General features: G+C 67.6%; 19 protein-coding genes. 10 read left to right on the top strand and 9 right to left on the bottom strand.

The window, feature by feature from the left end; translation table 11 throughout:
* Window positions 1-64 precede the first annotated feature (64 nt).
* The 7 genes from ACFWFP_RS18730 (at window position 65) to rraA (ending at window position 4542) form a co-directional block, all read left to right on the top strand.
* Window positions 65-739, top strand: coding sequence for a DUF6474 family protein (locus tag ACFWFP_RS18730; RefSeq protein WP_379296588.1), 675 nt, complete (start codon window positions 65-67; stop codon window positions 737-739).
* A 7-nt stretch (window positions 740-746) separates the two neighbouring features.
* Window positions 747-1316: a hypothetical protein gene (locus ACFWFP_RS18725; protein WP_379296586.1), complete on the top strand. Its 570-nt coding sequence runs from the start codon at window positions 747-749 to the stop codon at window positions 1314-1316.
* A 41-nt stretch (window positions 1317-1357) separates the two neighbouring features.
* Entirely contained in the window at window positions 1358-2011 is a 654-nt protein-coding gene (locus ACFWFP_RS18720; protein ID WP_379296584.1) for a YcnI family protein, read from the top strand.
* Window positions 2011-2535 (top strand): copper resistance protein CopC, encoded by a 525-nt coding sequence (locus tag ACFWFP_RS18715; RefSeq protein WP_379296582.1) that lies wholly within the window; start codon window positions 2011-2013, stop codon window positions 2533-2535. The genes ACFWFP_RS18720 and ACFWFP_RS18715 overlap by 1 nt, the downstream gene beginning before the upstream one ends.
* Before the next feature lie 6 nt (window positions 2536-2541).
* On the top strand, window positions 2542-3486 hold the full coding sequence (locus ACFWFP_RS18710; protein WP_379296580.1) for a CopD family protein: 945 nt from the start codon (window positions 2542-2544) through the stop codon (window positions 3484-3486).
* A 65-nt stretch (window positions 3487-3551) separates the two neighbouring features.
* Window positions 3552-4007, top strand: coding sequence for an SRPBCC family protein (locus ACFWFP_RS18705; protein ID WP_379296578.1), 456 nt, complete (start codon window positions 3552-3554; stop codon window positions 4005-4007).
* A gap of 46 nt (window positions 4008-4053) precedes the next feature.
* Window positions 4054-4542, top strand: coding sequence for a ribonuclease E activity regulator RraA (gene rraA / locus ACFWFP_RS18700; RefSeq protein WP_056822505.1), 489 nt, complete (start codon window positions 4054-4056; stop codon window positions 4540-4542).
* Window positions 4543-4564: 22 nt separating this feature from the next.
* Here rraA and ACFWFP_RS18695 read toward each other — a convergent pair whose 3' ends face one another.
* Window positions 4565-4786, bottom strand: a complete 222-nt coding sequence (locus ACFWFP_RS18695; protein ID WP_379296576.1) for an RNA-binding S4 domain-containing protein — start codon at window positions 4784-4786, stop codon at window positions 4565-4567.
* A 121-nt stretch (window positions 4787-4907) separates the two neighbouring features.
* Between ACFWFP_RS18695 and lysX the strand changes: the two genes are divergently transcribed.
* The 3 genes from lysX to ACFWFP_RS18680 all read left to right on the top strand — a co-directional run bounded on the left by lysX (window position 4908) and on the right by ACFWFP_RS18680 (window position 9464).
* Window positions 4908-8216 carry a bifunctional lysylphosphatidylglycerol synthetase/lysine--tRNA ligase LysX gene (gene lysX, locus ACFWFP_RS18690; RefSeq protein ID WP_379296574.1) on the top strand — a complete coding sequence of 1103 codons (3309 nt, stop codon included), beginning with the start codon at window positions 4908-4910 and terminating at the stop codon, window positions 8214-8216.
* Between the two features lie 162 nt (window positions 8217-8378).
* Window positions 8379-8696 (top strand): hypothetical protein, encoded by a 318-nt coding sequence (locus ACFWFP_RS18685; protein WP_379296572.1) that lies wholly within the window; start codon window positions 8379-8381, stop codon window positions 8694-8696.
* A gap of 147 nt (window positions 8697-8843) precedes the next feature.
* Window positions 8844-9464: a histidine phosphatase family protein gene (locus tag ACFWFP_RS18680; RefSeq protein WP_379296570.1), complete on the top strand. Its 621-nt coding sequence runs from the start codon at window positions 8844-8846 to the stop codon at window positions 9462-9464.
* A 92-nt stretch (window positions 9465-9556) separates the two neighbouring features.
* On the opposite strand, the gene ACFWFP_RS18675 is transcribed toward ACFWFP_RS18680, so the two are convergent.
* From ACFWFP_RS18675 to gltB, 8 genes are all read right to left on the bottom strand, one after another.
* Complete coding sequence (locus ACFWFP_RS18675; protein ID WP_379296822.1) at window positions 9557-10456, bottom strand: cutinase family protein; 900 nt, start codon at window positions 10454-10456, stop codon at window positions 9557-9559.
* Window positions 10457-10677: 221 nt separating this feature from the next.
* Window positions 10678-11049: a hypothetical protein gene (locus ACFWFP_RS18670; protein WP_379296568.1), complete on the bottom strand. Its 372-nt coding sequence runs from the start codon at window positions 11047-11049 to the stop codon at window positions 10678-10680.
* A 10-nt stretch (window positions 11050-11059) separates the two neighbouring features.
* Complete coding sequence (locus ACFWFP_RS18665; RefSeq protein ID WP_379296566.1) at window positions 11060-11551, bottom strand: roadblock/LC7 domain-containing protein; 492 nt, start codon at window positions 11549-11551, stop codon at window positions 11060-11062.
* Window positions 11548-12480, bottom strand: coding sequence for a hypothetical protein (locus tag ACFWFP_RS18660; RefSeq protein WP_379296564.1), 933 nt, complete (start codon window positions 12478-12480; stop codon window positions 11548-11550). Before ACFWFP_RS18660 ends, ACFWFP_RS18665 begins: the two co-directional genes overlap by 4 nt.
* Window positions 12477-12824, bottom strand: coding sequence for a hypothetical protein (locus tag ACFWFP_RS18655; protein WP_379296562.1), 348 nt, complete (start codon window positions 12822-12824; stop codon window positions 12477-12479). Before ACFWFP_RS18655 ends, ACFWFP_RS18660 begins: the two co-directional genes overlap by 4 nt.
* Window positions 12825-13164: 340 nt before the next feature.
* Window positions 13165-13725, bottom strand: coding sequence for a tetratricopeptide repeat protein (locus ACFWFP_RS18650; RefSeq protein WP_379296560.1), 561 nt, complete (start codon window positions 13723-13725; stop codon window positions 13165-13167).
* 321 nt (window positions 13726-14046) lie between these two features.
* Entirely contained in the window at window positions 14047-15519 is a 1473-nt protein-coding gene (locus ACFWFP_RS18645; RefSeq protein ID WP_379296558.1) for a glutamate synthase subunit beta, read from the bottom strand.
* Entirely contained in the window at window positions 15512-20179 is a 4668-nt protein-coding gene (gltB, locus tag ACFWFP_RS18640) for a glutamate synthase large subunit (RefSeq protein ID WP_379296556.1), read from the bottom strand. Before gltB ends, ACFWFP_RS18645 begins: the two co-directional genes overlap by 8 nt.
* Between the last annotated feature and the right edge of the window lie 827 nt (window positions 20180-21006).

The following is a 21006-nucleotide window of genomic DNA, read 5'->3' as shown; positions in this document are numbered from 1 at the left end:
ACGGCAGGCCGCTTGGAGCGGTCCTGCCTCATGACTTGGCGAGCATGACGGAGGGCCTGATCCCATGGGGTTGTTCAGCAAGCGGAAGCGGCGGCCGAGCCGACGCGCTGAGGCGAAAGCACTCAAGCACAAAGCCGCGGTGGAGGCAAAGCTGAGCGCCAAGAACGAGCGCAAGGCGGCCAAGGCGGGCGAGCGCGTCAACCGGCGCACGGCCAAGGCGCAGGCACGCACGGCCGACAAGGTGGCCAAGGCGCAGATCGCGACCCTGCAGGCCGAGGAGAAAGCCGCGCAGAAGGCGGCCGCCAAGGCCGATCGCGAACTGTTCAGCGCGAGCCAGATCCGCAAGTACATCGGCGTGGCCCGGGTACTGATCCCCGTACTCGCCCCGCTGGCCTATCGCGGCGCGACGATGGTGCGCGGGCAGCTCGACGCGCGCAAGGCCCAGCAGCTCGGTATCGGCATGGACCAGCTGAGCGAGTTCAGCGGGCACGGTGCGCGGCTGCAGGCCCGCATCACCAACACCGAGGAAGCCCTCGACAAGATCGCCGCCGACAAGGCGGGCGATGCCGACACCACGAAGTTCGTCGAAGCCGCCCGCTCGCGGATGGCCGACCTGAACGTGGCCGTGCGCACGGCCGAGCAGATGCCCGCCGCGCGTCGCAAGGCCGTGCACTCGTCGATCTCGGCCGAGCTGTCCGTGCTCGAGAACGACGTGCTCGCCCGCCTCGGCGTGCGCTGATCCTGCCGTGACAACGCCGCAGCTCACCTCCCGCTTACGCGGTGGTGGCTGCGGCGTACTCGTGGGCGGGCTGGCGATCGCCGCGCACGGGATCGGCGGTGGCGGGGTGCCGCGGTCGACGGAAATCGCGCTGCTGCTGGTTGTTTCGCTGGTGGCCGGAGTATTCGCCGGTGGCGGCTCATGGGTCGGCGCCGAAAAGCCGGTCACCTCCCGGGTGAGTGCTCGGGCGAAGGGGGCCGGCTCCTCCGCGACGATGCGAATGGCCACGGTGCTGCTCGCCGGTCAATGGGCGGGGCATGTCGCGCTGGCGGCTTCCGTGGACCACCACCGCGGATTGCCGCATCTGCCGAGCACACCGATGATCGTCGCGCACTGTGTCGCGGCATTCGCCTGTGCCGCACTGATTCTCGTTGCCGAGCGGCTGTATCTCGTCGCGTCGAGCGTGGTTCGGGCCGTGCTCCGCGGTCCCGCCGTCCTCGTCCGCCGCGCTGCTCGCTGGTTCGCCACGGTCGCCGTCGCGCGCGGTGCTCGTCCGAGGGGTGCGCGATGTCCGCGCGCACCGCCGTCGTTCGCCTGATTCGCGACCACCTCAGAATTCTTCGGACGACAAGGCATTCCATGCACAACTTCATCACCCGTGGCACCGGCACCGTCGCTCTCGCGACCGGTCTGGTGCTCGCCGCCTGCGGCTCGGCGGCCGCCCATGTGACCGTCGACGCTCCGGGCGCCGCCCAGGGCGGCTACACCGTCGCCACCTTCAAGGTGCCAACCGAATCCGAGACCGCGTCCACCACCGCGCTGCGCGTCACCGTGCCGAACCTGAAAAGTATTCGGTCCGAACCGATGCCGGGTTGGACATCGAAGATCGAGCGCAATGACAAGGGCGAAACGGTCGCCGTCGCGTGGACCGCTGATCCGGGCAACCCCGGCGTCGGCCCCGGCCAGTTCCAGCGATTCGTGCTCTCGCTCGGCCCGCTGCCCAAGCAGGACACCGTGAGCTTCCCGGCCCTGCAGACCTACAGCGACGGCAAGGTCGTGGCCTGGGACCAGCCGAGCACCGGTGGCGCCGAGCCGGAGAAGCCCGCGCCGTCGCTCACGCTGACCGCGAACGGCGCCGCCGAGGGCGGTGATCACCACGTCGCTTCGGGCGAAACCGCCGACTCGGAGACCGACTCCGTGGCCCGCTGGATGGGCGGCATCGGCCTGGCGCTGAGCCTGTTCGCCGCCGCACTCGGCCTCGGCCTGGTCTTCCGCTCCCGGCGGTCCTCGTGATGCGCAAGATGCTCGTCGGCCTGCTCGCGGTGCTGTTCGCCTGCGCTTTCGCGGCGGCAGGCACGGCGAGTGCGCATTCCGGCGCGGTGAGCAGCGTGCCCGAGAACGGTTCGACCGTCGAGGCCGGACCGGCGCGGGCAAGCGTCACCTTCAATGAGGAACTACAGCAGAACTTTCCGTCGCTGACCGTGGTCGGACCGGATGGCAGGCTGTGGTCGAAGGGCAAGGCACTGGTCGAAGGACGCAGTGTCAGTGTGGAACTGGGTGAGCTGGGACCGGTCGGCGAGTACACGATCGCGTTCCGGGTCACCTCGGCCGACGGTCATCCCGTGAGCGGCACAAGGACTTTCACGCTGAGCAAGGCGGGCACCGGCACGCCCGGCGCGCGCCCGGGTGAGGACAACGCCGACGACGGCGGCGACGGCGGGGTGCCCGTGTGGGTGTTCATCGCCGGTGGCGTGGTGCTGTTCGGCGCGGGCCTCGCGGTGGCGTTGCTCGGCGGCCGCTCCGGCCGCAAGAAGTAGTCGGCGATGACGACCGGTCGCCGGGTGCCCGGTGCCGTGCTGCGGCAGTGGCGTGTCCTGGTGCCGGTCGTGGTCGCCGCTCTGCTGGGGGTGGTGCTGGCCTGGATACTGCGCAGCTCCGGCGGGTTCGCGTGGGTGGCGTTCGCGCGCGTGCTCGCCGATGGCGTCGGCGCGGTCGTGATCGGCCTCGCCGCGCTGCCCCGGCTCAACGACCGGCTGGCGGTTACCTGGCGACCATTGGCCGCGCTGGCCGGTGTCTGGTTCGCCGCCGAGTTCACCGTGCTGGTGTGCGAGGCCGCCGAGATCGTCGGCGTCCGCGTGACCCAGCTCGACGCGGGCGATTTCATCACCTTCCTCGGCAGGCTCAGCGGCGGCCAGATCGGGATCGCCATCCTGTTCTGCACCGGCGCGATCGCCTGCTACTCGGCCCTGGCCTTCCGCGGACCTGACACCGCCTCGGCGGATCTGGTCCTCGTGTTCGCCGCGGTCGCGCTGTCGCTGCGCCCGATCACCGGGCACATGTCCCAGCAGATGTTCGGTTCGGTACTGGCCGCGGTCCACGCGCTGGCCGCCGCCCTGTGGCTCGGCCTGCTGCTCGCGATGGTCCTGGTCCTGCGCACCCGGGGCGAGTGGGCCGCGACCCTGCCGCCCTACTCCAGGTTCGCCGCGCCGCTGGTCGCCGTCGTCGCGCTCACCGGCCTGATCAACGGCCTGGTCCGGCTCGGCGGCGTCGCCCCGCTGCTGAGCAGCGGCTACGGACGGATCCTGCTCGCGAAGATCCTCCTGCTGGGTGTCCTCGTCGCGCTGGGCTGGTGGTGGCGTCGAACGTGGGTCCGCCGGGCCGCCGACCACCGCGTCACCGCCGAGGTGTCCCTGCGCAACGCGGCGGCCGAGGTGCTGGTGATGGCGGTGGCATTCGGCCTGGCAGCGACGCTGGCGGTGACCGCGTAGTCACCTCGATCACGTTCGGCGCCGAGTGCCGTTCGACGTCGATGCCACCGATTAGAGTGACCGCTATGACCGAAGTGAGGATCGCCGAAGATTGCGCCGCGCCCGCCGAAGCGGCGTTCGCGTTCATGAACGACTACCGCAATCTGCCGAAGTTCTGGTACGGCATCGAATCCTTCACACCTCTCACCGCGCAGACCGACGGCCTCGGCGCGACGTTCGACGGGAAGATGAAGCTCGGCCCCGCGTCGCTGACCTCGCGCATCGAGGTCGTCGGCTGGGAGGAAGGCCGGTTGATCGCCACCAAGTCGATCAAGGGCATCGAGATCGTCACGACCTTCAGGTTCATCCCCAAGGGCGAGATCGCCTGCACGGTGGACGCCGACATCGACTTCTCCGTCGGCGGCGGCCTCGCGGGCAAGGTCCTCGCCAAGACGATCGAGCCGTTCGTGAAGATCGCGATTCAGCACACCACCGACGCGCTCATCCGCGAGATCGAGAAATCACACCGCGAGCAGGTCTGAGAGCCTACGAATGGCGCCGCCCGGCGGGCCTGACACAATCTGATCCATGACCGAATCAGCGAATGTTGTGGCCACCGCCGATCTGGCCGACGAGATCGGCCCCGAGATCCGTAGCTGCGATACGCAGTTCATCCAGTTCGGCGGCCGCGCCGAATTCGCGGGCCGGATCACCACGATCCGCTGCTTCCAGGACAACCTGCTGGTCAAGCAGACGCTGAGCGAGCCGGGCGAGGGCAAGGTGCTCGTCGTCGACGGCGGCGCGAGCGTGCACACCGCACTGGTGGGCGACATCATCGCCGGCCGTGGCGTGGACAACGGCTGGGCCGGGGTGATCGTCAACGGCGCCGTGCGCGACTCCGCGATCCTGCGCACCCTCGACATCGGGGTGAAGGCGCTGGGCACCAACCCGCGCAAGAGCACCCAGACCGGCAGCGGTGAGCAGGACGTGCCCGTCGAGTTCGGCGGCATCACCTTCGTGCCGGGCGAGATGCTCTACAGCGACTCCGACGGTGTGGTCGTTCGCGCCGAAGACTGACGACGACGCGGGTGTTCGAGGGTCAGCCCTCGGACACCCGTGCCTTGTTTCCGGCGAGGATCACCACGTCGCCGATCTGTAGTTGCCTGCCGCGACGCAACTCCACTTCGTCGTTGACGCGCACCAAACCCTGCGCGATCACCGTCTTGGCCTCGGAACCCGAATCGATCAGGTTGGCCAGTTTCAGGAATTGCCCGAGCCGGATGACAACGTCATCGATCGGCACATCAACTGGTTCCGACATGCGCTAATACTTACCCCGTCGCGCGAAACCGGTCACCACCGGCCCCGGCATCGCGGGCGGTGACGAACACGCCGCAGCCACCGCCACCCGGATCCGGCTCGATTGGACGCACACTGGATCGGTGACTTCCACGAAGGCCGAGCAGCACCCCGTCGTCGAGGACCGCACGCCGGTGCCCCATCGCGCACACGGCACGTTGTCCGAGGTACCGCACATCGCCGGATTGATCCTCGGTGTGTTCGCGGTGCTGCTGTTTCTGTGGAGTGTCTCGCCCAGCCTGCGGACCCTCACGCAGGTGCCGCGGCACTACGTGGACACCTACTACTTCGATGCCCCCGACACCAGCCTCGTGTGGGCGTTGATCGTCGGTTTGCTCGCCGGGGCGACCGCGGCCCGCAAGCGGATCGCCTGGTGGCTGCTGGTCGTGTACCTGCTGCTGTACGCGGTGGCCAACATCCTGGACTTCTTCGCCGACGACGATGTGGACGCGCTGGTCGCCTTCATCGTGCATGCGGTGGTCATCGCGATACTGGTGGCCGCGCGTAAGGAGTTCTACACCCGGGTTCGGCCCGGCGCGCTGTGGAAGGCGCTGGGCGTGCTGGTGTCCGGGCTCGCGCTCGGCTGCCTGCTCGGCTGGGGTCTGGTCGAACTGTTCCCCGGTTCGCTGCCCGCGGGCGCGCAGCGTCCGCTGTGGGCGGTGTATCGGGTCACCGCCGCCGTGCTGGTGAACAACGAGCATTTCGACGGGCATCCGCGAGCCTGGGTGAACTTCCTGCTCGGCCTGTTCGGCGCGATCGCGCTGCTGGCGGCGGTGATCGTCCTGCTGCGCTCGCAGCGCGCCGACAACGCGATGACCGCGCTGGACGAGTCGGCGATCCGCGGGCTGCTCGCGAGCAGCGACGTCGAGGACTCGCTGGGCTACTTCGCGACCCGCCGCGACAAGGCGGTGGTGTTCGCGCCGAACGGCAAGGCGGCGATCACCTATCGCGTCGAGCTGGGTGTGTGCCTGGCCAGTGGCGACCCGATCGGCCCGAAACAAGCCTGGCCACCGGCGATTCAGGCATGGCTGGAGCAGGCCGACCGGTTCGGCTGGCAACCGGCGGTGATGGGCGCGAGCGAACTCGGCGCCACCGCCTACCGCAGGGCCGGCCTGTCGGCGCTGCGACTGGGCGACGAGGCGATCCTCGACACCCGCACGTTCTCGCTGGCGGGCCCGGAGATGAAGCAGGTGCGTCAGGCCGCGAACCGGTTGCGCAAGAACGGCCTCGAGGTGCGGATCCGCAGGCACCGCGACATCCCCGCCGCCGAATTCGCCGAGATCCTCGCGCGGGCGGACGCCTGGCGCGACACCGAGACCGAGCGCGGCTTCTCGATGGCGCTGGGCCGCCTCGGCGACCCACTCGACGGCGACTGCCTGCTGGTCGAAGCTGTGGACCACGACGACCGCGTGCACGGCATGCTCTCGCTGGTCCCGTGGGGGCGCACCGGCGTCTCGCTCGAACTGATGCGGCGCGACCCGCAGAGCCCGAACGGCGTGATGGAGCTGATGATCTCCCAGCTCGCCCTGAACTCCGACCAGTACGGCATCACCAAGGTATCGCTGAACTTCGCGGTGTTCCGTTCGGTGTTCGAGGAGGGCGGCCGGATCGGCGCCGGTCCGATCCTGCGGGCCTGGCGCGCAGTGCTGCTGTTCTTCTCGCGCTGGTGGCAGCTCGAGGCGCTGTACCGGTCGAATGTGAAGTACCACCCGCGCTGGGTGCCGCGGTTCTTCCTGTTCGAGGAACGCAGGCAGCTGCCGCGGGTGGCCACGGCGAGCGGGCTGGCCGAAGGGTTCCTGCCGCGCATCGGCAAGGCACCCGACGCGGGCGTGCACACCGGCACGAAGGCGGCGGTCCCCGCGACGGTCACCGGCCTGCACGCCGACGGCAGCGCACCGGACGCACCGGAGGGCGCCGACACCGAACAGGGTCCACGCAGGCCCGAACAGGTGCGGGTGCGCCTGGACAAACTCGACCGGCTCACGGCTTCCGGCATCGATGCCTATCCGGTCGCCTACCCGCCGACCCACGACATCGCCGAGGCCAGACGCTGCCCCAAGGGCACCACCGTGCGTATCGCGGGCAGGCTCTTGCGGATTCGCGACTACGGCGGCGTGATCTTCGCGCTGGTCCGCGATTGGACCGGCGAGATCCAGCTGGTGATCGATCGCGAACGGGTCGGCGCCGATCGCAGCAACGAGTTCACCGAATTCTTCGACCTGGGCGATCTCATCGAGGTGAGCGGGCAGATCGGCACCAGCCGCAACGGTGAGCTGTCACTGCTCGCGCAGGACTGGCGGATGAACGGCAAATGCCTGCATCCGCTGCCCGACAAGTGGCGCGGGCTCGCCGATCAGGAAGCCAAGGTCCGGCAGCGCTATGTGGACATGGCGATCAACCCCGAGACCCGTGAGGTGATGGCCAAGCGCAGCGCGGTCCTGCATTCCCTGCGCGATTCGCTCTATGTCTGGGGCTTTCTCGAGGTGGAGACGCCGATCCTGCAACAGGTGCACGGCGGCGCCAACGCCACGCCGTTCCGCACCCACATCAACGCCTACGACCTCGACCTGTACCTGCGCATCGCCCCCGAGCTCTACCTCAAACGGCTGTGTGTCGGCGGCATGGAGAAGGTGTTCGAGATCGGCCGGACCTTCCGCAACGAAGGCGTCGACTTCAGCCACAATCCCGAGTTCACGATCCTGGAAGCCTATGAGGCGCACAGCGATTACCAGCAGATGATGCACCTGTGCCGCAGGCTGATCCAGCACGCGGCGATGGCCGCCAACGGCGCCGAGGTGGCGTTGCGGCCCAACGACGACGGCGGCTTCGACACCGTCGACATCTCGGGCGAGTGGCGGGTCAAGACCGTGCACGGCGCGGTCTCCGAGGCGATCGGCACCGAGGTGACCCCGCGCACCGAACTGGCCCGGCTGCGCGAACTGTGCGACGAGGCGGGCGTGGCCTACCAACACGGCTGGGACGCGGGGCAAGTGGTGCTGGAGATGTACGAGCACCTGGTGGAATCGCAAACCACCTACCCCACCTTCTACCTGGACTTCCCCACCTCGGTCTCCCCGCTCACCCGCTCGCACCGCAGCATCGAGGGGGTGACCGAGCGCTGGGACCTGGTGGCCTGGGGCGTCGAATTGGGCACGGCCTACAGCGAACTCACCGACCCGGTGGAACAACGCCGCAGGCTCACCGAGCAGTCGATGCTGGCCGCCGGCGGCGATCCGGAGGCGATGGAACTCGACGAGGATTTCCTGGCCGCGCTCGAACACGCGATGCCGCCCACCGGTGGGCTCGGAATGGGCGTCGACCGGGTGGTCATGTTGATCACCGGACGCAGCATCCGGGAGACGCTGCCGTTCCCACTGGTGAAACCACGCTGAAATCGGGTACAGCTGTATACGGATCGCGACGCGTTCGCGATCAACAATTGCTCTGCGTGGCGCTTGCGAGGCTTTCGGACCGAAAGCCACAGTGAGACCGTTACTCTCGGAGTTCCGGCACCGGGAGGATGCCGGACCACCAACACATCGGGATGGGATTTCATGTATCTGGACTTGCTGACCACAGCCGCACTCGTCGATCCGCACATGCTCACCAGCAGCTTCGACACCCTGGCGAGTTCGGACGCAGTCAACACCGCGGTGGAACTCGCGGCCAAGAAGAAAAAGAAGAACAGCTCCGGCCTGATCATCGGCGGCATCTGCTGCCTGATCATCGTGGTGCTCATCGTCGGCGGCATCTTCCTGCTCAAGAACAAGAAGAAGGGCGACCAGCCGCCGCACAACGGTGGTCAGCCGCCCTACAACGGCCCGCAGGGTGGTCAGCCGCCGTACGGCCAGCCGCCCTACGGCCAGTCCTGACCTGACCGGAGGACTCGCGGCGATACCCCTCGGTCGATGACGAGGCATCCCCGCGAGTCCTCGAACGCACCACCTGTTCGCCGAGGGCGGCCGCGAGGAGATCGACCCGCGGCCCTGGTCCCCGGCGGATAGGGCAGAGTGTTGATCGTGCAGCTGATCCTCGTGCGTCATGCCCAACCCGAACGTGTAGTCGGCGACACCACCGCCGCCGACCCCGGACTCACCGATATCGGCAAGCTCCAAGCCGACCGTGTCCCCGCCGCGCTCGCACCCCATGACATCGCTCGTATCGTCAGCAGCCCGCAGCGCCGCGCCCGCGACACCGCCCTGCCCACCGCGACCGCCCGCGGCCTGGCGGTCGACGTCATCGACGACCTCGCCGAGTACGACCGCGACCTCCCCGCCTACATCCCGATCGAAGACGCGAAGACCGAATTCGCCGACGCCTACGCCCGCATCAAGGCAGGCCACCTCCCCGACCAGATCGACGGTCCGGCCTTCACCGCGCGCGTCCTCGCCGCCGTCGACACCCTGGTCGCCGCCACAGCTCCCGGCGACACCGTCGTGGTCTTCGCCCACGGCGGCGTCATCAACGTTCTCCTGGCCGACATCCTGACCCTGCCCCGCCCCCTCACCTTCCCGATCGACTACTGCTCGATCACCCGCATCCTCTACTCCCGCACCGGCACCCGCACCGCCGCCACCATCAACGAAAACGCCCACGTCTGGAACCTGCTCCCCCGGTACCTGTCCCGAACCACACCCTAGATCCGCCGCAGCCGCACTCCCAGCCCCTGTCGTCCGCACAACACGAAAGAGCCCGGCACCGCCGAAGCGATACCGGGCTCTCAGCGAACCACTCAGGCCTGCTGAGCGATCCAGTTGTGCATCCAGCTGATGGCGGTCTGCCCGCCACCCACCGGGTAACTGCCGTACAGCGTGTGCGCCTGCGAGCGGTAGAACTGCTCCAGGTCCTTGGCCCGCTGCTGGTTGGCCGCGTCCGTCAGCTGCGCCCCCAGCGTCGGGATGCCGCCGAACGACATCAGGTCGCTGACGATCGCCCCGGCCTCGAGCTGGTAGCGCCACATGTTGGCCGGATTCGCATCCGAACTCTGCGCGAGGAATCCGGCGAACCGCGTGACGAAATCGTCGGTGGCGGTAGCGCAGTACAGATCGTCGACCGCGCAGATCGTGCGGGTGCGGTCGCTCAGCCACCCGAAGCCGCCCGGCCGAGCGCCGCCGGCACCGGCACCCTCGGCGTGCGGTCCGACCTGGATATCGGTCGGCGAACGACGAGGATCGGAGATCAGGCCGACAGCGGCGACCCGGTCCTGCGGGATCGGGCTGATGCCCGTGCCGATCTCGGCGGCCAGATCGCCTGCGGCGTCGGCACCCTGGCTGTAGCCGACGATCGCGGCCTTGGTGTTGCCGCAGGAGGCCAGCTTCTCGCTGATCAGCCCACGCGCGGCGTCGACCGCCTGCTTCTTGGAGTTGCCGTAGACATCGCCCTCCCAGGGGAACGCGGTCGCGGCATAGGTGACGTAGTCGACGTCGGTGCTTCTCGGTAGGCCGTTGGTGACGCCGGCGAGCATGCCGGGGCCGGGGGCCTTCTCGTGGCCGGTTTCCCAGGTGCCGGGAATGGCCACGACATAAAGACTCGGGCAGGCGGGCGCCGCGCTCGCGCTCGTGCTGCCGACAACAATTCCGGACATCATCGCCGCGGACGCTCCCAGAGCCGCGACAACCTTCTTCACCTGCATACCGCTCCAGTTCACCCTTGCTCGTCGATGTGAGAGCAACCCCGAATACTGACGTGTGGCCCCAGACCTCGCCGCGAATCACAATAGGCGTACGAGCCATCCCATGCCACACAACCTCTCGATCTTGTGACAGGTCGCACCGGCAATCGGGCAGGGTTCACCATTGCGATGACGGGATGTCGACGGCACGCTACCGCCGACACGTCCCCCGTTCGCGAAACTCACACCTCCAGGTCTTCTTCGATGCCCTTGAGCTTGTGCCGCGCCAGCGCCAGATTGGACCGGCCGCGATCGAGGGCGAGGTAGAGGAACAGCCCCTTGGACTTACGCCCCGTCATCGGGCGGATCAGGTGGTACTGCGTGCCCAAGGTGATGAGGATGTCCTCGATGTCCTCGTTGAGGCCGAGCTGCTCGATGGTGCGCATCTTCGCCCGCACCACTTCGGTATTGCCCGCCGCCGCCACCTGCAGGTCGAGCGATTTGGTACTGCTGAGCATTCCTAGGGCCATGCCACTGCTGTAGTCGACGATCGCGGCGCCGACCGCGCCCTCGATCACCATCATGTCCTTCAGAGCCAGATCCATATTCGACATGTCGTGCCTTTCAATCGTTGTGCGCCGCCGCCAGATGGCCGGCGATCGCGCGAGCTACCGGTCGCGACTCCAGGTGGAGCCGGCCGACGTTCACTTCGGGTCCGGCGAGCACGGTCAGCGAGGTGTGGCCTGCGGCGTAGATCACCACCTGCCCCTCGGTGCCGTGCACGACGACCTCGCTGAATCCGCCACCGTGCGCGCTGTTCGCCAGCCGATACGACAGCGACAACTGCGCTGCCGACAGCGCGGCCATCCCCGCGGGCTCGAGATGGGCGGGGAGGTCGTGTTCGATGAGCAGCCCGTCGCTGGAGGCCACCAGCGACCCGGTGAGCTGGGGTAGCCGTTCGCGCAACGACTGCAGCTCGGCCTGCACCGCCGGGTAGTGCTGGGGCGCTGTGTATCCGGGCGCCGAATGCGCGGGCACCCTGGGTTCGGGCGTGGTCATCGCCACCTTGGTCAACCTTCCCCTCCATTCACCGAGCAGCTTCTTCCGCACGGTCACGCAAGCTCCTCCAACGCCGCCCTGAGCCGGATGAGTGTTTCGCGGTCGACCTGTTGCCAGCGTTCGGGTTCTGCCGCGCCGGCTGGTCTTCCGCGGTGTCGGGCGGTCGCGGTCGCTTCCTCGTCGATCGCGTGCCTGCCCTGTCGTGCACCCGTCTCCTGCTGGAGGCGGGTCGGTCCCGCGCTGCCCGGAACACGTCGGGGCAGCGTGGGCACAGATGTTGTCGACCTGGTCGAAGTGCGGTGGCCGGCCGGGTCCGGTGCGAGGGCGAGGTGTCGCCCACGCGTCGGCTGTTCGGTCGAGAGGGGTTCCGGCTCCTCGATCAGGCCCGCTGTGGTCAGCTCGCGGACCGCGACGAGGCAGCCGTAGGTGGTGCGCCCCAGGTCGCGGGCGATGTCGGCGATGCTGCGACGGGTGTCGGCGGCGGCGAGGACTTCGGCCTGACTTCCGGTGAGTACCACCTGGTTTCGCTTGATCCGGCGGGCCGGGACCACCGGGACCACGGTGACGTGGTCGGCGGTCCAGGGGCCGTACTCGTTGTCGGTGCGGCGTTCGCATTCGTGAACAAGCGCGCGGGGTGCGATGTGGCAGACCGGGGCCAGCCAGTGTTCGGTTGTCGGACGGAATTCGGGCTCGCCCGCGGAGGCCAGCAAAAAGTAGGCGGCGTCGAAGACCGACAGCAGTGCGAGGGTTTCCAGTTGTGGCTGGTCCAGCAGCGGTCCCGGGTCGCCCGCACCGGCGCGACGCCAATCCTCCGCCGTTGCCACTCCCGCTTCGACTACCAATCGGTCGAGCCCGATGGTGCGCCCACAGCCGACCGAGGCGATAGTGCCACGTACCAAGTGGAATTCGCCGTCGCCCGCGCGCAATATTCCGGTCGAGCCTTCTTCGCCGAGCCGATGCAATTCATCGGCGAGCGCGACACTCATCGATCCCCGCCCGTCAATTCCGCCAGTGCCGACCTGAGTTGATAGCGGGCCATCCCGAGATTGCCGGTATCGCCGTCGAAGACGACGTGCATGAACAACCTGCCGTCGAAATCGCCGTCGACCAGATGTAAGAGGTGAAATCCCCTGGACCGGCACACCACGATCTCGGTGAGGTCGTCATCGGCGCTCCCCAGGGCCGGACACGCGAGCGCGGCCCGCACCACATCGGTGGTCCCCGCCGCGTCCTCGTGCTCGTCGACGCCCTGGTGCTCGCCGGCACCGGCGACAGCCAACCCGCTGGCCCCGTCCACCAGCGTCACACTGCGCGCTCCGGGAATATCCATGATGCGTTTCAGACACCCATCAAGCGAATTCACCGAGCCCCCGAACCGTCATCGAATATTGATCGAGACGAGACGTTATACCCCTCCGCTATTCCTCGCATCTCGAACGCCGGAAAATTGCTGCCGCACAATATGTTTGCTGATGGTTGCTGGAAAACCGCTCGGTATCAATACTTTTGAGTAACTTCGGCGCCCATTCGCTGCGGACCGCTATAACCGGTGATCACTCGCCTATTCCACCCGCCAGCGATCATCGCGTAAACATCGAAATTCGCGTCTTCGCAGACCTCGCCGAACTCGCCGCACACCACTGCCCCACCGGTGTGCTCGGAGTGTGCGATCAGCCGGCGGCGCGGCGGTACCAGGTTTCCGCTTCGCGGTGGGCGCCTTGGGATTCCAGCAGGGCGGCGAGGTTGGCCATCGCCCGGGGGTGGCCGAGATCGGCCGCGCGACGGAAGCAACGGCGCGCCTCGGTGGTGGCGCCGCGGCGGCGCAGCAGGATGCCGAGGTTGTTCACGGCGTCGATGTCGCCGTGGTCGGCGGCCTCACCGAACCAGGCTTCGGCATCGTCGAGGCGGTCCTGATCCTCGAGGAGGCGGGCGAGGTTGAACATGGCGTCGACATGGCCCGCCATCGCGGCGTGGTGGTACCAGGTTTCGGCATCACGGCGGTCACCGCACTGGTAGAGCATGGTGGCCAGATTGAACATGGCGTTGGCGTTGCCCGCGGCAGCCGCACGGCGGTACCAGGATTCGGCCTCGTCGAGTTCACCGAACTGGTCGAGCAGTACGGCGAGGTTGTTCATCGAGCGCGTGTGCCCCGCGGCGGCGGCGCGCCGGAACCAGTGCTCGGCGGCTTCGAAATCGCTGTGGTCGTGGTAGAAGTGAGCGAGATTGTGCATGGCGGTACCGTCACCACGCTCTGCGGCGCGGCGAAGGTTCGCCAACGCTTGCGGCGGCAACGGCACAGCTCCCCCTCGGATCTCCCGTACACCTCGACACGGAAAGTCTATGTGCTGCAGGGAAGATCAGCCACGTCGTTTGCTTGCCTACCGAACCCCTTGCACCCCTTCCTCGTTCACCCGCTACGCACATTCCCCGCAAACCCGCAGGTATTCGGCAACGCGCCCGGATTCGCCGGGACACGCGCCGCGTGTGGGGGGAATGACAAAAAAAGACGCCCGCGGACTCGAAAGCCTGCGGGCGTCTTGTCGGTTCAGCGGCTAGCGCTGGGCGACAGCCGTCGGGGGGATCGGCGCGGGCAGCGCGGTCTCGCCCTCGAGGTACTTGTCGACGGCCGACGCGGCGGCGCGGCCCTCGGCGATGGCCCAGACGATGAGCGACTGGCCACGGCCCATGTCACCGGCCACGAAGACGCCGGGGATGTTGGTGGCCCAGCTCTTGTCGCGCTGGACGTTGCCGCGACCGTCGTAGCCGACGCCGAGATCGGTGAGCAGGCCCGGCTTCTGCGGGCCGACGAAGCCCATGGCCAGCAGCACCAGGTCGGCTTCGAGCGTGAAGTCGGTGCCCTCGACCTTTTCGAAACGGCCGTTGACCATCTTGACCTCGTGCGCCTCGAGGCCGGAGACCTTGCCGTCCTTGCCGACGAAACGCTCGGTGTTCACCGAGAACAGGCGCTCGCCGCCCTCTTCGTGTGCCGAGGCGACCCGGTACATGAGGGGGTAGGTCGGCCACGGGGTCGAGCCCGCGCGCTCCTCGGGGGGACGCGGCATGATCTCGAACTGGTGCACCGACTCGGCGCCGTGGCGGTGCGAGGTGCCGAGGCAGTCGGCGCCGGTGTCGCCACCACCGATGATGATGACCTTCTTGCCCTTGGCGTGGATCGGCGGCAGGCCGTCCGCGTCGGCGATGTCGTCACCGAGCTGCACCCGGTTGGACAGCGGCAGGAACTCCATCGCCTGGTGGATGCCGTCGAGCTCGCGGCCCGGGATCGGCAGATCACGGGCGATGGTGGCGCCACCGGCCAGCACGATCGCGTCGAAACGCTCACGCAGCTGCTCGGCGGTGATGTCGACACCCACGTTGACGCCCGCCTTGAAGATGGTGCCTTCGGCTTCCATCTGAGCCAGACGACGGTCGATGACCGACTTCTCCATCTTGAATTCCGGGATGCCGTAGCGCATCAGGCCGCCGATGCGGTCGTCGCGCTCGAACACGGTCACGGTGTGACCGGCGCGAGTGAGCTGCTGGGCGGCGGCCAGACCGGCCGGGCCCGAACCCACGACGGCGATCTTCTTGCCGGTCAGGCGGGTGGGGTACACCGGGGTGACCCAGCCCTCGTCGAAGGCGTTCTCGATGAGCTCGACCTCGACCTGCTTGATGGTGACCGGCTGCTGGTTGATGCCGAGCACGCAGGACGCCTCACACGGAGCCGGGCACAGGCGGCCGGTGAACTCCGGGAAGTTGTTGGTGGCGTGCAGGCGGTCGATGCCCTCGCGCCACGAACCCTTGTAGACCAGGTCGTTCCATTCGGGAATCAGGTTCCCGAGCGGACAGCCGTTGTGACAGAAGGGAATACCGCAGTCCATACAGCGGCTGGCCTGGGTCTTCAAGGTGTCCTGGGAGAACTTCTTCTCCTCGTAGACCTCTTTCCAGTCGAGCAGACGCAGCTCGACCGGACGACGGGCCGGGGTTTCCCTCGAGGTGTGCTTCAAAAATCCCTGTGGGTCAGCCACGTGCCGCCTCCATGATCGCGGTATCGACATCCTTGCCGGCCTTCTCGGCCTCGGAGATCGCGAGTAGAACCTTCTTGTATTCGCGGGGCATGACCTTCACGAAGTGGTTCACCTGCTGGGACCAGTCGCTAAGGATGCGTTCGGCCACAGCCGATCCCGTTTCGTCGCGGTGGATCGCGATGAGGTCGCGCAGCCAGGTGAAGTCGTCACCGGAGAGCTGCTCGATCGCGTCGACCTGATCCGGGTTGACCCGCCCGGGCAGCTTGCCCTCGGGGTCGTAGAAGTAGGCGACACCACCGGACATACCGGCACCGAGGTTGCGGCCGGTCTCACCGAGGATGACCACGCGGCCACCGGTCATGTATTCGAGCGCGTGGTCGCCCACACCCTCGACGACCGCGGTGGCACCGGAGTTACGCACGCCGAAGCGCTCGCCCGCGACACCGTTGATCAGGATGCGACCGCTGGTGGCGCCGAACATGATCACGTTGCCCGCGATGATGTTGTCTTCGGCGACGAAGGCTTCCGGCGCGGACGCCGACGGGCGGACCACGATGTGGCCACCCGACAGACCCTTGCCGACGTAGTCGTTGGCGTCGCCGAAGACCCGCAGCGTGATGCCTGCCGGGACGAACGCGCCGAAGCTGTTGCCCGCCGAACCGGTGAAGGTGATGTCGATGGTGTCGTCGGGCAGGCCCGCGCCACCGTAGAGCTTGGTCACCTCGTGGCCGAGCATGGTGCCGACCGTGCGGTTCACGTTGGTGATCTTGGTTTCGATCTTGACCGCCTGGCCACGCTCGAGCGCGGGGGCGCTCTGCGCGATCAGCTCATTGTCCAGCGCCTTGTCCAGACCGTGGTCCTGGGTACCGGTGCACCGGGTGTTCTGGTTCATGAACGCCGTCTCCGGCATGTCCAGGATCGGCGACAGGTCCAGCTTGGCGGCCTTGTAGTGCTGCTTGGCCTTGGCGGTATCGAGCAGATCGACCCGGCCGACGGCCTCGTCGAGGGTACGGAAGCCGAGCTCGGCGAGCAGCTCACGCACCTCCTCGGCGATGAACATCATGAAGTTCTCGACGAACTCCGCCTTGCCGGTGAAGCGCTCGCGCAGCACCGGGTTCTGGGTGGCGATGCCGACCGGACAGGTGTCGAGGTGACACACCCGCATCATGACGCAACCCGAGACCACCAGCGGCGCGGTCGCGAAACCGAACTCCTCGGCGCCGAGCAGCGCGGCGATCATCACGTCGCGGCCGGTCTTCATCTGACCGTCGACCTGCACGACGATGCGGTCACGCAAGCCGTTGAGCAGCAGGGTCTGCTGGGTCTCGGCCAGGCCGAGTTCCCAGGGGCCGCCCGCGTGCTTGAGCGAGGTCAGCGGCGAAGCGCCGGTGCCGCCGTCGTGGCCCGAGATGAGCACGACGTCGGCGTGCGCCTTGGACACACCGGTGGCGACGGTGCCGACACCCGGCTCCGCGACAAGTTTCACGTGAATCCGCGCCTGCGGGTTCGCGTTCTTCAGATCGTGGATCAGCTGAGCCAGATCCTCGATCGAGTAGATGTCGTGGTGCGGCGGCGGCGAGATCAGGCCCACGCCCGGCGTGGAGTGACGCACCTCGGCGACCCACGGGTACACCTTGTGCGCGGGCAGCTGGCCGCCCTCGCCCGGCTTGGCGCCCTGGGCCATCTTGATCTGGATGTCGGTGGCGTTGGTCAGGTAGTGCGCGGTGACGCCGAAACGACCCGACGCGACCTGCTTGATCGCCGAACGACGCCAGTCGCCGTTCTCCTCGACCTCGAAGCGAGCGGGGCTCTCGCCGCCCTCACCGGAGTTCGAGCGGGCGCCGATGCGGTTCATCGCGATCGCGAGAGTCTCGTGCGCCTCGGCGGAGATGGAGCCGTAGCTCATCGCGCCGGTCGAGAAACGCTTCACGATCTCGCTCGCGGGCTCGACCTCGTCGATGGAGATCGACGCGCGCTGGTTCGACTTGAACTTGAACAGGCCACGCAGCGCGGCCAGGCGCTCGGACTGATCGTCGACCAGCTTGGTGTACTCCTTGAAGATCGAGTACTGGCCCGTGCGGGTCGCGTGCTGGAGCTTGAACACCGTGTCCGGGTTGAACAGGTGGTACTCGCCCTCACGACGCCACTGGTACTCGCCGCCGACCTCGAGCTCGCGGTGCGCGCGCTCGTTGCGGTTCTCCAGGAACGCGACGCGGTGGCGGATGGCCACCTCTTCGGCGATCTCGTCGAGACCGATGCCGCCCAGCGGGGACCGCAGGCCCGTGAAGTACTCGTCGACCAAGTCCTGGGCCAGGCCGATGACCTGGTACAGCTGGGCGCCGTTGTAGGAGGCGAGGGTGGAGATGCCCATCTTCGACATCACCTTGAGCACGCCGTTGCTGGCCGCGGTGCAGTAGTTCGCGACGGCCTTGCGGAAGTCGGCGGCCAGATCGCCGGTGCTGCCCGGAATCTGCAGCGAGCCGCGCTCGAGCATGTCCTCGATGGTCTCGAAGGCCATGTACGGGTTGATCGCGGCGGCGCCGAAACCGATCAGCAGGGCCATGTGGTGCACCTCGCGGGCGTCACCGGCCTCCACGACCAGGCCGACCATGGTGCGGGTCCGCTCGCGCACCAGGTGGTGGTGCACCGACGAGGTGAGCAGCAGCGACGGGATCGGCGCCAGCTTCTCGTTGGACTCACGGTCGGAGAGCACGATGATGCGCGCGCCGCCGTCGATGGCGGCCGAGACCTGGGTGTTGATGGCTGCCAGCGCCCTGCGCAGACCCTCGCCGCCCTCGGCGACCGGGTACAGACCGCGCACGACCACCGAGCGCAGGCCCGGCTGGCTGCCGTCGTCGTTGATGTGGACGAGCTTGGCCAGCTCGTCGTTGTCCAGAATGGGCTGTTCGAGCGCGATCATGCGACAGGAGTCGGGGCCCGGGTGCAGCAGATCGGCCTCGGGGCCGAGGTTGCGCTTGAGGCTGGTGACGACCTTCTCGCGGATGGCGTCGAGCGGCGGGTTGGTGACCTGCGCGAACAGCTGCGAGAAGTAGTCGAACAGCAGCCGCGACCGGTTCGACAGCACCGCGATCGGCGTATCGGTACCCATCGAGCCCAGCGCCTCGCCGCCGGTCTTGGCCATCGGCGTGATCAGCAGGTTCAGGTCCTCGGTGGTGTAACCGAAGATCTGCTGACGGATCAGCACGCGGTCGTGCGACATGTGCACGTGCGGGCGGTCGGGCAGATCGGCCAGGCGGCTGACGCCTTCGTCGAGCCACTGCTGGTACGGCTGCGCCGCGGCCAGTTCCGACTTGACCTCTTCGTCGGTGACGATGCGGCCCTGCTCGGTGTCGACCAGGAACATCTTGCCCGGCTGCAGGCGGATCTTCTGGACCACGGTGGCGGGGTCGATGTCGAGCACGCCGACCTCGGAGGCGAGCACGACGAGGCCGTCCTCGGTGACCCAGATGCGACCCGGGCGCAGACCGTTGCGGTCGAGCACGGCGCCGATCTTGGTGCCGTCGGAGAAGCACACCGCTGCCGGGCCGTCCCACGGCTCCATCAGCATCGAGTGGTACTCGTAGAACGCGCGCCGGTCGGGGTCGAGGTTCTCGTTGCGCTCCCACGCCTCGGGAATCATCATCATGATGGCGTGGTGCAGTTCGCGACCGCCCAGGTGCAGCAGTTCGAGCACCTCGTCGAAACGCGCGGTGTCGGAGGCGCCGGGGGTGCAGACGGGGAAGATCTTCTGCAGACGGTCCTTGCCTGCTTCGTCCTTGCCGAACACGTCGCTGCGCAGCAGCGCCTCACGGGCGCGCATCCAGTTCTCGTTACCGGTGACGGTGTTGATCTCACCGTTGTGGGCGACCCGGCGGAACGGGTGCGCCAGCGGCCACGAGGGGAAGGTGTTGGTGGAGAAGCGCGAGTGCACGATGCCGATGGCCGACTCGACGCGCTCGTCCTGCAGGTCCAGGTAGAACGCACGCAGCTGGGGCGTGGTGAACATGCCCTTGTAGATGAAGGTCTGGCCGGACAGGCTCGGGAAGTACACCGATTCCTTGCCGACGGTGCCCTCACCGGGGCCTGCCTTGCCGAGCTCGTGCTCGATCCGCTTGCGGATCACGTAGGCGCGACGCTCCAGGTCCATGCCCGACAGCTGCTCGGCCGCGTTCTTCGGCGAGCCGATGAAGATCTGCCGGAAGGTCGGCATGGCGTCGCGGGCCAGCGCGCCGAGCGAGGACTCGTCGATCGGCACCTCGCGCCAGCCGAGCACGGCCAGGCCCTCTTCGGTGACGATCTTCTCGACGCCGTAGGCGGCACGCGCGGCTTCGCGGCGGGCCTGGGGCAGGAAGGCGATACCGGAGGCGTAGGCGCCTTCCGGCGGCAACTCGAAGGGAGCGGCACTTTCGGCGATGATCGCGCGGAAGAACTTGTCCGGGAGCTGGATCAGGACGCCCGCGCCGTCGCCGGAGTTCGGCTCGGCACCCGCAGCACCGCGGTGCTCCAGGTTCAGGAGGGCCGTGATGGCCTTGTCGACGATGTCTCGACTGCGTCGTCCATGCATGTCGGCGACGAACGCGACGCCGCAGGCGTCGTGTTCGAATGCCGGATCGTAGAGCCCGGTGACTCCGGGTGACCTGTGGCCAGGAAGTTGCGTCATGCCTCTGCCTTCAAGAAAGTCGGCTGTCGATGTCGGCCACTCAGCAAGCTGAGCGTGGGCCCTTCGTCGTTTCGCCTCCGTCAAGACTGCGTCCGTACGATCCGAAACCAGCGACGGTGGTGGTTTGCGGCGTTGACGTAGTTGGGGTGCTCAGAGGTAACGGGATGCTTACTTCTCCCTTACCTCTGCGCGGGGTTTCACCCGCTACTCTTGGCCCGGTTTCACCGGACCTCGAACAGGTGGTTGTGCCGAACTGGGTGCGTTCGGCGTAAGAGCAAACGATAAGTCAGACCGCAGACCCAACCAACTAAGGTTGTGCTAAGTAACCCGTCTAGCTGGGGTTTGTAACGGCTGCTTGCATCGTCGCGCGCGTCGTCCAGTGTAAAGCAGACCGGGGACCGGATCGATCCCGGACAACCCCCGCCTACCTGCGTGAACACCGTGGGCGAGCGGACTCGGTTCCGCCGTCGGCCGGGGGCCGAAAGCTGAACTCACCTGCACCGCAGCAGATTTCCCTGCAGATGCCCTGGTCAAACCTCCCACCTCCGCTAACCGGGGGTGGGGACTGTGAGATATTCCCGACACGGGCCCCCACAAGCGCTCCAGTCAGCCGACCGTACGGTCTGTATTGCGAAATGTGCGCCACAGCACACCGCTGGCAAACTTCTGGCAGTGTCGTTCGACACAAATCGGGCGCGGACGCCGGTGCGGCCCGGCTCGCCGCGCACGACACGCCGAGGTCGGCACAGAAATATTCCGGTCAGCGCAATAAGTAGGCCCCTGCGACTGTGAGGCTGACCACAAGCAGCACCTCGCCACTCGGTGTG

The organism is Nocardia sp. NPDC060249 (assembly GCF_042728755.1).
GTDB lineage: Bacteria > Actinomycetota > Actinomycetes > Mycobacteriales > Mycobacteriaceae > Nocardia.
Note: the sequence above shows the minus strand (reverse complement) of the source record. Positions and strands in the feature narration are given on the sequence as shown.

What these genes read in the sequence shown, in the direction of transcription:
- ACFWFP_RS18685 (WP_379296572.1), top strand. Translation starts at nt 8,379, where the DNA reads ATGTATCTGGACTTGCTGACCACAGCCGCACTCGTCGATCCGCACATG.
- ACFWFP_RS18705 (WP_379296578.1), top strand. Translation starts at nt 3,552, where the DNA reads ATGACCGAAGTGAGGATCGCCGAAGATTGCGCCGCGCCCGCCGAAGCG.
- ACFWFP_RS18660 (WP_379296564.1), bottom strand. Translation starts at nt 12,480, where the DNA reads ATGAGTGTCGCGCTCGCCGATGAATTGCATCGGCTCGGCGAAGAAGGC.
- ACFWFP_RS18695 (WP_379296576.1), bottom strand. Translation starts at nt 4,786, where the DNA reads ATGTCGGAACCAGTTGATGTGCCGATCGATGACGTTGTCATCCGGCTC.
- gltB (WP_379296556.1), bottom strand. Translation starts at nt 20,179, where the DNA reads ATGACGCAACTTCCTGGCCACAGGTCACCCGGAGTCACCGGGCTCTAC.
- ACFWFP_RS18670 (WP_379296568.1), bottom strand. Translation starts at nt 11,049, where the DNA reads ATGTCGAATATGGATCTGGCTCTGAAGGACATGATGGTGATCGAGGGC.
- ACFWFP_RS18715 (WP_379296582.1), top strand. Translation starts at nt 2,011, where the DNA reads ATGCGCAAGATGCTCGTCGGCCTGCTCGCGGTGCTGTTCGCCTGCGCT.
- ACFWFP_RS18655 (WP_379296562.1), bottom strand. Translation starts at nt 12,824, where the DNA reads ATGGATATTCCCGGAGCGCGCAGTGTGACGCTGGTGGACGGGGCCAGC.
- rraA (WP_056822505.1), top strand. Translation starts at nt 4,054, where the DNA reads ATGACCGAATCAGCGAATGTTGTGGCCACCGCCGATCTGGCCGACGAG.
- ACFWFP_RS18710 (WP_379296580.1), top strand. Translation starts at nt 2,542, where the DNA reads ATGACGACCGGTCGCCGGGTGCCCGGTGCCGTGCTGCGGCAGTGGCGT.
- ACFWFP_RS18675 (WP_379296822.1), bottom strand. Translation starts at nt 10,456, where the DNA reads ATGCAGGTGAAGAAGGTTGTCGCGGCTCTGGGAGCGTCCGCGGCGATG.
- ACFWFP_RS18720 (WP_379296584.1), top strand. Translation starts at nt 1,358, where the DNA reads ATGCACAACTTCATCACCCGTGGCACCGGCACCGTCGCTCTCGCGACC.
- ACFWFP_RS18730 (WP_379296588.1), top strand. Translation starts at nt 65, where the DNA reads ATGGGGTTGTTCAGCAAGCGGAAGCGGCGGCCGAGCCGACGCGCTGAG.
- ACFWFP_RS18650 (WP_379296560.1), bottom strand. Translation starts at nt 13,725, where the DNA reads ATGCACAATCTCGCTCACTTCTACCACGACCACAGCGATTTCGAAGCC.